General features: G+C 61.0%; 14 protein-coding genes and 1 other RNA gene. 11 read left to right on the top strand and 4 right to left on the bottom strand.

Annotation, left to right across the window (positions count from 1 at the left end; genetic code table 11):
* Positions 1-105: 105 nt before the first annotated feature.
* The gene (locus AB4N53_RS14775; RefSeq protein ID WP_007961620.1) at positions 106-723 is read left to right on the top strand and encodes a glutathione S-transferase N-terminal domain-containing protein; all 618 of its coding nucleotides are present in this window, start codon (positions 106-108) and stop codon (positions 721-723) included.
* Positions 724-739: 16 nt separating this feature from the next.
* The gene (locus tag AB4N53_RS14770) at positions 740-1153 is read left to right on the top strand and encodes a ClpXP protease specificity-enhancing factor (protein WP_016773263.1); all 414 of its coding nucleotides are present in this window, start codon (positions 740-742) and stop codon (positions 1151-1153) included.
* A gap of 164 nt (positions 1154-1317) precedes the next feature.
* On the opposite strand, the gene AB4N53_RS14765 is transcribed toward AB4N53_RS14770, so the two are convergent.
* The 4 genes from AB4N53_RS14765 to AB4N53_RS14750 form a co-directional block, all read right to left on the bottom strand.
* Positions 1318-1896, bottom strand: a complete 579-nt coding sequence (locus AB4N53_RS14765) for a BON domain-containing protein (protein ID WP_024014250.1) — start codon at positions 1894-1896, stop codon at positions 1318-1320.
* Positions 1893-2486, bottom strand: coding sequence for a phosphoheptose isomerase (locus AB4N53_RS14760; RefSeq protein ID WP_008082788.1), 594 nt, complete (start codon positions 2484-2486; stop codon positions 1893-1895). Before AB4N53_RS14760 ends, AB4N53_RS14765 begins: the two co-directional genes overlap by 4 nt.
* Before the next feature lie 101 nt (positions 2487-2587).
* Entirely contained in the window at positions 2588-2950 is a 363-nt protein-coding gene (locus AB4N53_RS14755) for a YraN family protein (RefSeq protein WP_460121356.1), read from the bottom strand.
* On the bottom strand, positions 2950-4761 hold the full coding sequence (locus tag AB4N53_RS14750; RefSeq protein ID WP_122752292.1) for a penicillin-binding protein activator: 1812 nt from the start codon (positions 4759-4761) through the stop codon (positions 2950-2952). Before AB4N53_RS14750 ends, AB4N53_RS14755 begins: the two co-directional genes overlap by 1 nt.
* Positions 4762-4938: 177 nt before the next feature.
* Between AB4N53_RS14750 and rsmI the strand changes: the two genes are divergently transcribed.
* From rsmI to mraY, 9 genes are all read left to right on the top strand, one after another.
* Positions 4939-5844 carry a 16S rRNA (cytidine(1402)-2'-O)-methyltransferase gene (rsmI, locus tag AB4N53_RS14745; protein WP_016773267.1) on the top strand — a complete coding sequence of 302 codons (906 nt, stop codon included), beginning with the start codon at positions 4939-4941 and terminating at the stop codon, positions 5842-5844.
* Positions 5845-5916: 72 nt separating this feature from the next.
* Positions 5917-6270: RNase P RNA component class A (gene rnpB / locus AB4N53_RS14740), an RNA gene on the top strand.
* Between the two features lie 402 nt (positions 6271-6672).
* A complete protein-coding gene (gene mraZ / locus AB4N53_RS14735; RefSeq protein ID WP_007917012.1) occupies positions 6673-7128 on the top strand; it encodes a division/cell wall cluster transcriptional repressor MraZ in 456 nt (151 codons plus the stop codon).
* Complete coding sequence (rsmH, locus tag AB4N53_RS14730; RefSeq protein WP_460121354.1) at positions 7125-8072, top strand: 16S rRNA (cytosine(1402)-N(4))-methyltransferase RsmH; 948 nt, start codon at positions 7125-7127, stop codon at positions 8070-8072. The genes mraZ and rsmH overlap by 4 nt, the downstream gene beginning before the upstream one ends.
* A complete protein-coding gene (gene ftsL, locus AB4N53_RS14725; protein ID WP_016773269.1) occupies positions 8069-8362 on the top strand; it encodes a cell division protein FtsL in 294 nt (97 codons plus the stop codon). The genes rsmH and ftsL overlap by 4 nt, the downstream gene beginning before the upstream one ends.
* Complete coding sequence (locus AB4N53_RS14720) at positions 8362-10101, top strand: peptidoglycan D,D-transpeptidase FtsI family protein (protein ID WP_178084479.1); 1740 nt, start codon at positions 8362-8364, stop codon at positions 10099-10101. Before ftsL ends, AB4N53_RS14720 begins: the two co-directional genes overlap by 1 nt.
* Positions 10101-11564, top strand: coding sequence for a UDP-N-acetylmuramoyl-L-alanyl-D-glutamate--2,6-diaminopimelate ligase (locus tag AB4N53_RS14715; protein WP_460121352.1), 1464 nt, complete (start codon positions 10101-10103; stop codon positions 11562-11564). Before AB4N53_RS14720 ends, AB4N53_RS14715 begins: the two co-directional genes overlap by 1 nt.
* Positions 11557-12924: a UDP-N-acetylmuramoyl-tripeptide--D-alanyl-D-alanine ligase gene (locus AB4N53_RS14710; protein WP_460121350.1), complete on the top strand. Its 1368-nt coding sequence runs from the start codon at positions 11557-11559 to the stop codon at positions 12922-12924. The genes AB4N53_RS14715 and AB4N53_RS14710 overlap by 8 nt, the downstream gene beginning before the upstream one ends.
* Positions 12924-14006, top strand: coding sequence for a phospho-N-acetylmuramoyl-pentapeptide-transferase (gene mraY / locus AB4N53_RS14705; RefSeq protein ID WP_016773275.1), 1083 nt, complete (start codon positions 12924-12926; stop codon positions 14004-14006). The genes AB4N53_RS14710 and mraY overlap by 1 nt, the downstream gene beginning before the upstream one ends.
* Position 14007: the final 1 nt, after the last annotated feature.

Genomic DNA, 14007 nt, shown 5'->3' with positions numbered 1-14007 from the left:
GCCTCCGCTAAAGCAGGATCTGCTCAGTCAGACCCTGCGGGAGGTGCCCTCTGGGCGCGCGCGTTTTTCCGGTTCCGACAAATTCAACAAGCGAGGAGGATCGCCATGGGCGTGACCAATCGGTTGGCCTGTTACTCCGACCCCGCCGACCACTATTCCCACCGAGTGCGCATCGTGCTTGCAGAGAAGGGTGTCAGCGCCGAAATCATTTACGTGGAGGCCGGCCGTCAGCCGCCTAAACTGATTGAGGTGAACCCTTACGGCAGTCTGCCGACGCTGGTCGATCGTGACCTGGCGTTGTGGGAGTCGACCGTGGTGATGGAGTATCTGGATGAGCGTTACCCGCACCCGCCGCTGATGCCGGTTTATCCGGTGGCGCGGGCCAATAGCCGTCTGCTGATCCACAGGATTCAGCGTGACTGGTGCGGGCTGGTGGATCTGATTCTGGATCCCAAGAGCAAAGAGGCCGCACGGGTCGTGGCGCGCAAGGAATTGCGCGAAAGCCTGACCGGCGTTTCGCCGCTGTTCGCCGATAAGCCGTTCTTCCTCAGTGAGGAACAAAGTCTGGTGGATTGCTGCCTATTACCCATACTCTGGCGTTTGCCGATTCTGGGTATTGAACTGCCGCGGCCGGCCAAGCCGCTGCTTGATTATATGGAGCGTCAGTTTGCGCGTGAGGCTTTCCAGGCGAGTCTGTCTGGTGTCGAACGCGATATGCGCTAAGGCTTAAGGAGCCGCTATGAACTCCAGTCGACCTTATCTGGTCCGCGCGCTCTACGAGTGGATTGTGGATAACGATTGCACCCCGCACATGCTGGTCAACTCCGAGTACCCGGCGGTGCAGGTGCCACAGGGCTTTGCCAGTGACGGCCAGATCGTCCTGAACATCTCGCCGAGTGCTGTGCGTCATCTGCACATGGACAACGACGTGGTGACGTTCGAAGGCCGCTTCGGCGGTGTTCCGCACAGTCTCTACGTGCCGATCAGCGCGATCCTGGGCATCTATGCTCGGGAGAACGGCCAAGGCATGGTGTTTGACCTCGAGTTGCCGATGGATGACGAGGAAGACATCGATCCGGATGACGACTCGCCGCCACCGGGCAGCGAGCCACCACGCCCGAGTGGCCGGCCGAGTTTGAAGGTTGTGAAATAAAAAAAGGCGATCCGGATGGATCGCCTTTTTTGTGCCTGCGTTGGTCGTGTAGGAGCTGCCGAAGGCTGCGATCTTTTGATGTTTAGAAGCAAGATCTAGAGATCGCAGCCTCGTTGCACTCGTCAGCTCCTACACGGCTCCTGCACAGCTCATGCGTAATCAGGTCAGTCGATGTATTCGAACAGCTTCACGATCTTCTGCACACCGGACACACCCTGAACCAGATTGGTTGCCTGAGTGGCTTCCTGTTTGGTCAGCAGGCCCAGCAGATAGACGATGCCGTTCTCGGTCACGACCTTGATACGCGAGCCGGGGATGCTGGCGTCGGTGAGCATCTGGGTCTTGATCTTGGTGGTCAGCCATGCGTCGTTCTGGCGAGCAAGCAGGGAGGACGGTTGCAGCACTTGCAGTTCGTTGTGCACTTTCTTCACCCGCTGCACGTTGGCGGCGGCCTGTTCGGCCTTGGCCTTGAGGTCTTCGCGTGGTGTCTGGCCGGCGAGCAGGACGACACCGTTGAAGCTGGTGATGACGATGTGGGAATCGTTATCCAGGGCCGGATCGGCCTTGGCGATGTTCACGCCTGCTTTGGTTTCGATCAGCGAGTCGTCGATCTTGCTGCCGAAGGTGCGCGTGCCACGGTCGTCTTCGATCGGCGCTTCACGGCTGGCATTCACCACCGAGGTGCAGCCGCTGATGCCGAGGCACAGGGTCAAGGCCAGAAGGCCAAGGCGATTAGGGGTCATTCTTCACTCCCGAACAGTTGGCTGTCGATCAGATCGCAAAGGCAATGGATCGCCAGCAAGTGGACTTCCTGAATACGTGCCGTAACGTTGGCCGGGACGCGAATCTCGACGTCCTCGGGCAGCAGCAGCGACGCCATGCCGCCGCCATCGCGTCCGGTCAAAGCTACGACAATCATTTCGCGATCATGTGCGGCCTGGATCGCTTGAATAATGTTGGCCGAGTTGCCGCTGGTCGAAATCGCCAGCAACACATCGCCCGGCTGGCCGAGCGCGCGGATCTGCTTGGAGAACACTTCGTTGTAGCTGTAGTCGTTGGCGATCGAAGTGATCGTCGAAGTGTCGGTGGTCAGCGCAATCGCCGGCAGGCTCGGACGCTCGCGCTCGAAGCGGTTGAGCAGTTCCGAGGAAAAATGCTGGGCGTCGCCGGCCGAGCCACCGTTGCCGCACGAGAGCATTTTGCCTTCGTTGAGCAGGGCGTTGACCATGATCTGGCTGGCTTGCTCGATGTGCGGTGCAAGTACGTCCATCGCCTGTTGCTTGGTGTCGATACTGGCCTGGAAAAGCTGGCGAATTCGGGATTGCATGTCCATCTGTGTGACCTTAAGTGGCGCGGCTGTTCGGCACGTGAATGTGCAGCCGGCAAAGCAAAGAGCAAAATGTGTCGGACGAAAACAGGGCAGGGTGCAGGCGATCAACTGTCGAAAGCATTCTGCAACCAGTTCAGCTGATTCGGGTGGCTGTCGATCGCCACCACATCGAAGCGGCAGGGGGAATTGGCCCAACGCGACTCGCGCTGAAGAAAATACTGTGCTGCAAAGATCAGTTTCTGCTGCTTGCGCTCGTCGATACTGGCGAGCGCGCCACCCCATTGAGTGTTTTTTCTGTAGCGAACTTCGACGAATACTACTGTATCGCCATCAAGCATGACCAGATCAAGCTCGCCGCGTTTGCATAACCAGTTCTGCGCCAGCAGGCGCAGACCTTGTTGTTGCAGATGTTCGAGCGCCTGGCGCTCGGCATCCTTGCCGCTTTGCGAGCGTGACCTGTAGGGCATCAGCGCGGCGTGTCCGGCAGACGCTGCACCTGACCGCTGACGAACTGCGCCCAGGGCAGCTGACGCACAACGCGCTGGGTCTGGGTCATGCCGAGGCTGCCCGATTGACCTTCGATGCGGCTGTCCGGCAGAGCCTTGAGTTGACCCAGGCGCGGTGCCAGGCGATAGGCATCGGCGCCCATGGCGTACAGGCGGCCGAGGCTGCCATTGGCTTGCGGCCATTGCGCAGCCACTTGCTGGCGCAGCGGATCGCTGGTTTCCAGCAGCCATGGGGTTTCGCAGAAGCGAATGCCGTTCATGTCGTTGTACTGATTGACGTCGCCGCTGGCGCTGTACACGTGGGAAGTCGCGTAGACCGGCACGTCACCGGCGTACTGGAAATTCAGGGTCGGCTTGATCTGCTGAGCCTGTTGCGGCGTAGCGGCAAGGAAAATGAATTCGATGTCCTGACGACGCGAAGGCTGGGCGGCGACATTAGTGCCGGCCACATTCTGCAGGCTCTTGGCGCGGGCTTCGCTCTGACGCAGCTGGAACATGTCGGCGATCTGCTGGGCCAGTTGCACCGGCTGATCGACACGTTCGGTGGCGACGATGCTGCCGCCATTGGCTTGCCAGTCCTGGCTGAAGGCGCGCAGGACGCGATCGCCCCATTCACCCTTCGGCACCATGATCGCGGCGCGATGCAGGCCGTCGGCACGTGCGCGACGGGAAACTTCGCGAGCTTCGTCTTCAGCAGCGAGGCCGAACTGGAACAGCTGTGCCGGGCCTTGTTCGCCTTCGCTGTAGTTCAGCGCCAGGGTGGTGATCGGCAGTTGCGGGCGAGTGCTCAGTTGCTTGACCAGTGGTTTTTCCAGTGGGCCGACTACCAGTTGCACACCGTCAGCCTGAGCCTTGCGATAGAACTCGTCCATCGAGGTCAGCTTGGAGCTGTCGTAGAACTCGATGGCAGGTGGGTTCTGCCCGGCCTGTTGCGCTTGATAGTGCGCCGCCATGAAGCCTTCACGCAGCGCTTTGCCGACCGACGCCAACTGGCCGTCCTGTGGCAGCAGCAGGGCGATTTTGCTCAGGGGCTGGCTGGCCAGTTCCTTGAGCTTGGTCAGTGGCAGCGGCAGGTTGACAGCCGCCGGGTGCTTTGGATTCTGCGCGCGCCAGTTGTCGATCGCGGCTTGCTGCTGCTCCAGCGTGCCGGCGGTTTTCACCGCTTGCGCCAATGCCATCCAGCCGCCGAGATCGTCGGTGGTGTTCGGTTGCAGTTGATCGGTTGGCAGCGAAGCGATCAGGGTCCAGATCGCTTCGTGGTTCTTGCTCGCCGCTTCGCCTTCGAGCATCGGTGCGATGAACACACGCTCGCGGGCAGCGGCCAATGTCTGGCCGTCGGCTTCGAGAGCACGGGCGTGGACGGTGCCGGTGCGTACTTGCTGCTCTTGCGGCATTTCACCGAGCTTCTGGAAGCTTGGGTGGCTCAGGGCGGTCAGCGCAGCTTTCGGCTGATTGCGCGTCATGGCCAGTTCGGCGGACAGCGTGTTGGCGAAAATCTGCTGGCCGGGTTTAAGTTGCTCCACCGGCACTTGTTGCAGGATTTGCGCGGACTGGCCGGCATTGCCTTGACGGTAAGCCTGGTCCGCCGCGCTCAGGCGCAGTAGGGCGGCTTGTTCCGGAGTTTTAGCCTGGGCGGCCTGTTCGAGCAGTTGCTCGATGCTGGCGTCCGGAGTCCGTGGAAGTTCGCCAAGGCTGGAGGAAGGGGAGCTGGCACACGCGGCCAACAAGGCAGCGAGGCAGAAGGCAGTGAACAGCCGCAGGCAAGCGATCATGTAAGTGTTCCTGATACTCGATCAAATTAGCGTGGAATTGTACCCAAGCACTGGCCGGGGCGCGATGTTACTGGTGTGAATCGGTCAATTTAGCTGGAGCAAATGTTGCGGCGGCGCACAACCTGGCTAAAAACCGCACGCGGCTGGAGCGCATCGCAAGCCTCGTGACGCGCTACAATGGCCGCTTTTACCGATCACGAGGTGTGCGCTTTGACTGCTCCAGGTCCTTTGAATTCCGCTGCGGGCTCGCTTTATGTGGTGGCGACGCCCATCGGCAACCTGGACGACATCAGCGCCCGGGCCCTGAAGATCCTGCGTGAAGTGGCGTTGATTGCGGCGGAAGACACGCGGCACTCCGCGCGGTTGATGCAGCACTTCGGCATCGGCACGCCATTGGCGGCCTGTCACGAACACAACGAACGAGATGAGGGTAGCCGCTTTATTACCCGGTTGCTGGCGGGCGACAACGTGGCGCTGATTTCCGATGCCGGCACGCCGCTGATCTCCGATCCGGGCTATCACCTGGTGCGTCAGGCCCGTGCGGCCGGCATCAACGTAGTGCCGGTGCCGGGTGCCTGCGCGTTGATCGCGGCGCTGTCGGCGGCGGGATTGCCGTCCGACCGTTTTATCTTCGAAGGTTTCCTGCCAGCCAAGTCGGTCGGGCGCAAGGCACGTCTGGAGGCGGTTAAAGAAGAGCCGCGCACACTGATTTTCTATGAGGCGCCGCATCGCATTCTCGAATGCCTGCAGGATATGGAAGCGGTGTTTGGCGGCGAGCGTCAGGCTCTGCTGGCGCGGGAAATCACCAAAACCTTCGAAACCCTCAAAGGCCTGCCGCTCAGCGAGCTGCGTGCGTTCGTCGAGTCCGACAGCAATCAGCAGCGCGGCGAATGCGTGGTGCTGGTGGCCGGCTGGACCGCGCCGGAGTCGGAAGACGCGGTCAGCAGCGAAGCCATGCGTATCCTTGATCTCTTGCTTGAAGAGATGCCGCTCAAGCGCGCCGCTGCACTGGCAGCGCAAATCACCGGCGAGCGCAAAAACGTGCTGTATCAGGTAGCGCTGGATAAACAGAAAGGCGTGTAAGCCGTCGCCATGGCTCTCTGGAGGGTTTTAGCGCTTGTTCTTCCGGCGCTCTGCCGTTAACCTTCGCGGCGGAGAGTCGATCGGACAGTCGCTGCCCTCTATGAAAATTAGGGGGGGGAGGAAAGTCCGGGCTCCATAGGGCGAAGTGCCAGGTAATGCCTGGGAGGCGTGAGCCTACGGAAAGTGCCACAGAAAATAACCGCCTAAGCGCGCAAGCGCCGGTAAGGGTGAAAAGGTGCGGTAAGAGCGCACCGCACGTCTGGCAACAGTTCGTGGCTAGGTAAACCCCACTTGGAGCAAGACCAAATAGGGTCCCAAGGCGTGGCCCGCGCTGGGATCGGGTAGGTTGCTAAAGATGTCCAGTGATGGCCATCGTAGACGAATGACTGTTCAAGACAGAACCCGGCTTACAGATCGACTCTCCACCTTTTTCTTTCCCTGCTTGAAACATAGAAGACGCGGCTGTGTAATATCAGCCGGCCTGGTCTGAACTTCCGGCAGCGGCAAATGCGGTAATAGCCTTTTCCCACCCTGCTTCAATCAACAGCCGAAGCGTCTTTGTAATACCGAAAAAATCTTACTCTTAACAAACTACTTTAACTTTCGAGCGCAGCTTTCAGTGCTGCATCAAGTTATTGGTCGAAACTTCACGTCAGATTCTCGTTGAGCCTCCTTTTACGTCGCTAAATCTCCGTTCTGTAAGGCTTTTCCTTTAATCCGCGCCTTGACGGTGTGGTGGGCGCATTCCTATAGTGTGCGCAAGTGGAGGAAAGTGGCATGAAGTGGGTTTTTTGAGCTCAAAACGATAAAAATTGGAGAAACGCTGACGTGTTTCGCGGAGCTAACGCTATCAGTCTCGATGCAAAGGGCCGTCTCGCTATGCCGAGCCGGTACCGTGACGAGCTCGATTCGCGCAGTTCCGGCCAATTGATCGTGACCATTGATGCCGTTGATCCATGCCTGTGTGTCTATCCGCTCGATGAGTGGGAAATTATTGAAACCAAGTTGCGCGCACTCCCTTCGCTTCGCGAAGAGAACCGTCGCTTGCAGCGTTTATTGATCGGCAACGCCGTCGACCTCGAACTCGATGGCAGTGGTCGTTTCCTGGTTCCGCCGCGTTTGCGCGAATACGCCAAGCTCGATAAGCGCGCGATGCTGGTCGGCCAACTGAACAAGTTCCAATTGTGGGACGAGGATGCATGGAATGCGGTATCTGCCGCTGACCTTGCTGCTATTCAACAACCGGGCGCGATGCCTGATGAACTGCGTGATTTGATCCTGTGACTATTGATAGCGGCTTTAACCACATCACCGTACTGCTTGACGAAGCCGTCGAGGCTCTCGCCGTACGTCCTGATGGCTGCTATCTGGACGGCACGTTCGGGCGCGGCGGGCATAGCCGGTTGATCCTCAGCCAGCTCGGGCCGGACGGTCGACTCATCGGATTCGACAAGGATCCTCAAGCGATTGCCACCGGGCAAACGCTAGCGGCCGAAGACGGCCGCTTTGTCGTTGTGCAGCGTAGCTTTGCCGAGCTCGGTTCGGTGGTTGCCGAGCAAGGCCTGACCGGCAAGGTCAGCGGCATTCTGCTCGACCTCGGCGTGTCGTCGCCGCAGCTCGACGACGCAGAGCGCGGTTTCAGTTTCCTCAATGACGGCCCGCTGGACATGCGCATGGATCCGTCCCGTGGCATCAGCGCTGCCGAGTTCGTCAACACCGCGCCGGCTGAGGAAATCGCCCGGGTGTTCAAGGAATACGGCGAAGAACGTTTCTCCGGGCGCATGGCCCGTGCCGTCGCCGAGCGTCGTGACATCAAACCGTTCGAGCGCACCGCCGATCTGGCCGAAGTGCTGAAAGTCGCCAACCCGGCGTGGGAAAAGGGCAAGAACCCGGCTACCCGCGCGTTCCAGGGTTTGCGCATTCACGTCAACAACGAACTCGGCGATCTGGAAGCCGGCCTCGACGCCGCGCTGGAAGCGCTGGAAATCGGCGGCCGCTTGGTGGTGATCAGCTTTCACTCGCTGGAAGACCGCATCGTCAAACTGTTCATGCGCAAACTGGTGAAAGGCGAGGCCGACAATCTGCCGCGCAACCTGCCGGTTCGGCACGTCGCCTTCGAACCGAAAATCAAAATCCACGGCAAAGCGCAGACGGCCTCCGACGCCGAACTCAAAGCCAACCCACGTTCCCGTAGCGCTGTCATGCGTGTCGCGGAGAAGTTGCGGTGAGCAAGCTTTTCGCCAAACCACTGCCCGGCGGCAGCTTTCTGATGCTGCTGCTGTTTATCGGCGTGCTGTTTTCGGCCATTGCCGTGTCGTACAGCGCGCACTGGAACCGGCAGTTGCTCAACACCCTTTATAACGAACTCAGCGTGCGCGACAAGGCGCAGGCCGAGTGGGGCCGCCTGATTCTCGAGCAGAGCACCTGGACTGCGCACAGCCGCATCGAAGTGCTGGCCACCGAACAGTTGAAGATGCACATCCCAGGCGCGGCTGACGTGAAGATGGTGGCGCCATGATGAAACTCGAAGGCGCACTGTTCCCCTGGCGCTTCCGCCTGATGGTGGCGCTGCTCGGCCTGATGGTCGCGGCGATCTGCTGGCGCATCATCGACCTGCAAGTGGTCGACCGTGACTTCCTTAAAGGTCAGGGCGACGCCCGCAGCCTGCGCCACATTCCGATTCCGGCGCACCGTGGTTTGATTACCGACCGTAATGGCGAGCCTCTGGCCGTCAGTACGCCAGTGACCACGCTGTGGGCCAACGCCAAGGAAATGCAGTCGGCCAAAGAGAAGTGGCCGGCACTCGCCGCCGCGTTGGGCCAGGACCCGAAAGCCCTGAGCGAACGCCTCGAAGCCCAGGCCAACAAAGAATTCATTTATCTGGTGCGCGGGCTGACCCCCGAGCAGGGCCAGGCTGTGCTCGATCTGAAAGTGCCGGGCGTCTACGGCATCGAAGAATTCCGCCGCTTCTACCCGGCCGGTGAAGTCACCGCGCACATGGTCGGCTTTACCGACATCGACGATCACGGTCGCGAAGGTGTCGAGCTGGCCTATGACGAATGGCTGGCCGGGGTGCCGGGCAAACGACAAGTCATCAAGGATCGCCGTGGCCGGCTGATCAAGGATGTTCAGGTCACCAAGAACGCCAAGGCCGGCAAGCCCTTGGCGTTGTCGATTGACCTGCGTCTGCAATACCTGGCCAACCGCGAGCTGCGCAACGCGATCATCGAGAACGGCGCCAAGGCCGGCAGCCTGGTGATCATGGACGTGAAGACCGGCGAGATTCTGGCCATGGTCAACCAGCCGACCTACAACCCGAACAATCGTCGCAACCTGCAACCGGCGATGATGCGCAACCGCGCAATGATCGACGTGTTCGAGCCGGGTTCGACCATGAAAGCCATTTCCATGAGCGCGGCGATCGAAACCGGCCGCTGGAAACCGAGCGACACCGTCGAGGTGTATCCGGGCTCGTTGCAGATCGGCAAATACACCATCAAAGACGTGTCGAAGACCGAAGGGCCGGTGCTCGATCTGACCGGCATCCTGATCAATTCCAGTAACGTCGGCATGAGTAAAGTCGCCTTCGATATCGGCGGCGAAACCATTTTCCGTCTCGCGCAGAAAGTCGGCCTCGGTCAGGACACCGGCCTGGGTTTCCCCGGCGAACGTGTCGGCAATCTGCCCAACTACCGCGAATGGCGCAAGGCTGAAACTGCAACCTTGTCTTACGGCTACGGTATTTCCGTGACCGCGATCCAGTTGGTGCACGCGTTCTCGGCCTTGGCGAACAACGGTCGCCTCGCGCCGCTGACGCTGATCAAAACCGACAAGATGCCGCAGACCACCCAAGTGCTGCCGGAAGCCGTGGCGAAAACCATGCAGGGCATGTTGCAGCAAGTGATCGAAGCGCCGCGCGGCGTGTTCCGTGCGCAAGTGCCGGCCTACCACGTCGGCGGCAAGTCGGGAACCGCGCGCAAGACTTCGGTCGGCACCAAGGGCTACGCGGAAAATTCCTACCGCTCGCTGTTCGCCGGCTTCGGCCCGATGAGCGATCCGCGTTACGCCATTGTTGTGGTGATCGATGAGCCGACCAAGGCCGGTTACTTCGGTGGTCTGGTGTCGGCGCCGGTATTCAGCCGTGTGATGTCCGGCACCCTGCGCCTGATGAACGTCACCCCGGACAACCTGCCGACTACACAGCAGGCCAACGCCACCCCGGTCGTTCCGCTGAAAGCCAATGGAGGGCGCGGCTGATGTCATTGAGTCTGAACAAGATATTCCCCCACGCCGGCCACGATCTGTTGATCCGTGAACTGGCTCTGGACAGCCGCAACGTGCGCGCTGGCGATCTGTTTCTCGCCGTGCCCGGCGGCCGTTTCGATGGCCGTGCGCACATCGCCGATGCCTTGCAACGCGGCGCGGCTGCCGTGGCTTATGAAGTCGAAGGCGCCACCGTGCTGCCGATCACTGACGTGCCGCTGATTCCGGTCAAGGGGCTGGCGGCGCAGCTGTCGGACATTGCCGGGCGTTTTTACGGTGAGCCGAGTCACCACCTGAACCTGATCGGCGTCACCGGCACCAACGGCAAGACCAGCGTGACCCAACTGGTCGCGCAGGCGCTGGATCTGCTCGGCCAGCATTGCGGCATCGTTGGCACCCTCGGTTCCGGTTTCTACGGCGCGCTGGAAAGTGGCCTGCACACCACGCCGAATCCGATTGCCGTGCAAGCGACGCTGGGTGACCTGAAAAAGGCCGGCGCCAAAGCCGTGGCCATGGAAGTGTCGTCCCACGGTCTGGACCAGGGCCGGGTTACCGCGCTGGCTTTCGACGTAGCAGTGATGACCAACCTGTCCCGCGATCATCTGGATTATCACGGCACCATGCAGGCTTATGCCGAGGCCAAGGCCCGGCTGTTCGCCTGGAACGACCTGAAGTGCCGCGTCGTCAACCTTGACGACGATTTCGGCCGGCAATTGGCGGCGGAAAAACGCGGGTCGCGTTTGATCACCTACAGCCTGCTCGACAGCAGCGCCTACCTGTTTTGCCGCGAAGCGCAGTTCGACGACCACGGCGTACGCGCCACGCTGGTCACGCCGCAAGGCGAGCACCACCTGCGCAGCACATTGCTTGGCCGTTTCAACCTGAGCAACGTGCTGGCCGCAGTCGGCGCTTTGCTCGGTCTGGATTACGCGCTCGACGAAATTCTCAAAGTGCTGCCGAAGCTTGAAGGCCCGGCCGGGCGCATGCAGCGTCTGGGCGGCGGCACGCAGCCGCTGGTGGTGGTCGATTACGCACACACCCCGGATGCCCTGGAAAAAGTTCTCACCGCACTGCGCCCGCACGTCAAAGGCCAACTGCTGTGCCTGTTCGGCTGCGGCGGTGATCGCGATCGCGGCAAGCGTCCGTTGATGGCCGAAGTGGTCGAGCGCCTGGCTGACCAGGTGCTGGTCACCGACGACAACCCGCGCACCGAAGATCCTGCTGTGATTTTCGACGACATCCGCGCCGGTTTCACCGCTGTGGATAAAGTCACCTTCGTCGCCGGTCGCGGCCAGGCCATTGCGCAATTGATCGCCGGCGCAACCGCTGACGACGTGATTGTTCTGGCCGGCAAAGGCCACGAGGACTATCAGGAAATCAACGGCGTGCGCCATGCGTTTTCCGATCTGGTCGAGGCCGATCATGCCCTGACCGCGTGGGAGGTGGCCCATGCTTAAGGCCCTGACACTCAGCGAACTGATCAACGCGCTCGACGCCCGGCTGATCGGCGACGACGCCAGTTTCAATGGCGTGAGCATCGACAGCCGCGCGATCCAGCCAGGCCAGTTGTTTATCGCCCTGACCGGCCCGCGTTTCGACGGTCATGACTATCTGAACGACGTCGCCGGCAAAGGCGCGGTCGCGGCACTGGTCGAGCGTGAAGTCGCCGACAGCGCGCTGCCGCAACTGCTGGTCAAGGACACCCGTCAGGCGTTGGGCCAACTCGGCGCCTTGAATCGTGCTGCGTTCACCCAGCCAGTGGCAGCGGTGACCGGTTCCAGCGGCAAGACCACGGTCAAGGAAATGCTCGCGAGCATCCTGCGCACGCGCGGTCCGGTGCTGGCGACCCGTGGCAACCTGAACAACGACCTCGGCGTACCGCTGACCCTGATCGAGCTGGCGCCGGAACACACCTCGGCCGTAATCGAACTGGGCGCCTCGCGTCTCGGTGAAATCGCCTACACCGTCGGGCTGACCAAGCCGCACGTAGCGATCCTGAACAACGCCGGCACCGCTCACGTCGGTGAGTTCGGCGGCCCGGAAAAGATCGTCGAAGCCAAAGGCGAAATCATCGAAGGGCTGGCTGCTGATGGCATTGCCGTGCTCAACCTCGATGACAAGGCTTTCGGCATCTGGAAGACCCGCGCGGCTGGCCGCCAAGTGCTGACTTTCGCCCTGAGCAACAGCGAAGCGAATTTCCACGCCAGCGATCTGGCCACCGATGCCCGCGGTTGCCCGGCGTTCAATCTGCACACGCCTGAAGGTAGCGAGCGCGTGCAATTGAACCTGCTCGGCACCCATAACGTCGCCAATGCCCTGGCCGCCGCCGCGGCTGCTCACGCCTTGGGCGTGTCGCTGTTCGGCATCGCCACCGGCCTCGGCGCGGTGCAACCGGTCAAGGGGCGCACCGTCGCGCAACTGGCGAAAAACGGCATGCGCGTGATCGATGACACCTACAACGCAAACCCCACCTCGATGTGCGCGGCCGTTGATATACTCGCCGGCTTTTCCGGCCGCACCGTCCTGGTGCTCGGAGATATCGGCGAGTTGGGCGACTGGGCGGAGCAGGGGCACCGCGACGTGGGCGAGTACGCCCGAGGCAAAGTTTCCGCGCTTTACGCGGTCGGGCCGAACATGGTCCACGCGGTAAACGCTTTCGGTGAGCAGGCGCAGCACTTCGGCACACAGGCCGAGCTGATCCAGGCCCTCGCCGCCGAGCAGGACACAAACACCACCATTTTGATCAAGGGTTCGCGCAGCGCAGCGATGGAAAACATCGTTGCGGCTCTGTGCGGGTCCAGTCTGGAGAAACATTAATGCTGCTGCTGCTAGCGGAGTATCTGCAACAGTTCTACAAAGGCTTCGCGGTCTTCCAGTACCTGACCCTGCGCGGGATTCTCGGTGTGCTGACCGCGCTGGTTTTGTCGCTGTGCTATGGCCCGTGGATGATCCGTACTCTGCAGAACCGTCAGATCGGCCAGTCGGTGCGTAACGACGGCCCGCAATCGCACCTGTCCAAATCCGGTACGCCAACCATGGGTGGCGCGTTGATCCTTTCGTCGATCGGCGTCAGCACCTTGCTCTGGGCTGACCTTAGCAACCGCTACGTTTGGGTGGTGCTGCTGGTGACGCTGCTGTTCGGCGCTATCGGTTGGGTCGACGATTACCGCAAAGTCATCGAGAAGAACTCCCGTGGCCTGCCGAGCCGCTGGAAGTATTTCTGGCAGTCGGTGTTCGGCCTCGGCGCCGCGATCTTCCTTTATATGACTGCCGCGACGCCGGTGGAAACCACGCTGATCCTGCCGATGCTCAAGGACTACAGCATTCCGCTGGGCGCCGGGTTCATCGTGCTGACCTACTTCGTGATTGTCGGTTCGAGCAACGCGGTCAACCTGACTGACGGCCTCGACGGCCTGGCGATCATGCCAACCGTGATGGTCGGCGGTGGCCTGGGGATTTTCTGCTACCTGTCGGGTAACGTGAAATTCGCCGAATACCTGCTGATTCCTTACGTGCCGGGCGCGGGCGAGCTGATTGTGTTCTGCGGCGCGCTGATTGGTGCCGGCCTCGGTTTCCTCTGGTTCAACACCTATCCGGCGCAAGTGTTCATGGGCGACGTCGGTGCCCTGGCACTCGGCGCGGCACTGGGCACCATCGCCGTGATCGTCCGCCAGGAAATCGTCCTGTTCATCATGGGCGGCGTGTTCGTGATGGAAACCCTGTCAGTGGTCATTCAGGTTGCCTCCTTTAAGCTGACCGGTCGCCGTGTGTTCCGTATGGCGCCGATTCACCACCATTTTGAACTCAAGGGCTGGCCCGAGCCGCGCGTGATCGTCCGTTTCTGGATCATCACCGTGATTCTCGTCCTGGTCGGCCTTGCCACCCTGAAGCTGAGGTAGA

The sequence above is a fragment of the Pseudomonas sp. H3_E04 genome, from assembly GCF_054668915.1.
This window is presented reverse-complemented; position numbering and strand designations above follow the sequence as displayed.

Bases quoted from the DNA above. Each gene is read 5' to 3' on its own strand.
- AB4N53_RS14775 (WP_007961620.1), top strand. From the start codon at position 106: ATGGGCGTGACCAATCGGTTGGCCTGTTACTCCGACCCCGCCGACCAC.
- AB4N53_RS14770 (WP_016773263.1), top strand. From the start codon at position 740: ATGAACTCCAGTCGACCTTATCTGGTCCGCGCGCTCTACGAGTGGATT.
- AB4N53_RS14765 (WP_024014250.1), bottom strand. From the start codon at position 1,896: ATGACCCCTAATCGCCTTGGCCTTCTGGCCTTGACCCTGTGCCTCGGC.
- AB4N53_RS14760 (WP_008082788.1), bottom strand. From the start codon at position 2,486: ATGGACATGCAATCCCGAATTCGCCAGCTTTTCCAGGCCAGTATCGAC.
- AB4N53_RS14755 (WP_460121356.1), bottom strand. From the start codon at position 2,950: ATGCCCTACAGGTCACGCTCGCAAAGCGGCAAGGATGCCGAGCGCCAG.
- AB4N53_RS14750 (WP_122752292.1), bottom strand. From the start codon at position 4,761: ATGATCGCTTGCCTGCGGCTGTTCACTGCCTTCTGCCTCGCTGCCTTG.
- rsmI (WP_016773267.1), top strand. From the start codon at position 4,939: ATGGCCGCTTTTACCGATCACGAGGTGTGCGCTTTGACTGCTCCAGGT.
- AB4N53_RS14720 (WP_178084479.1), top strand. From the start codon at position 8,362: ATGAAACTCGAAGGCGCACTGTTCCCCTGGCGCTTCCGCCTGATGGTG.
- AB4N53_RS14715 (WP_460121352.1), top strand. From the start codon at position 10,101: ATGTCATTGAGTCTGAACAAGATATTCCCCCACGCCGGCCACGATCTG.
- AB4N53_RS14710 (WP_460121350.1), top strand. From the start codon at position 11,557: ATGCTTAAGGCCCTGACACTCAGCGAACTGATCAACGCGCTCGACGCC.
- mraY (WP_016773275.1), top strand. From the start codon at position 12,924: ATGCTGCTGCTGCTAGCGGAGTATCTGCAACAGTTCTACAAAGGCTTC.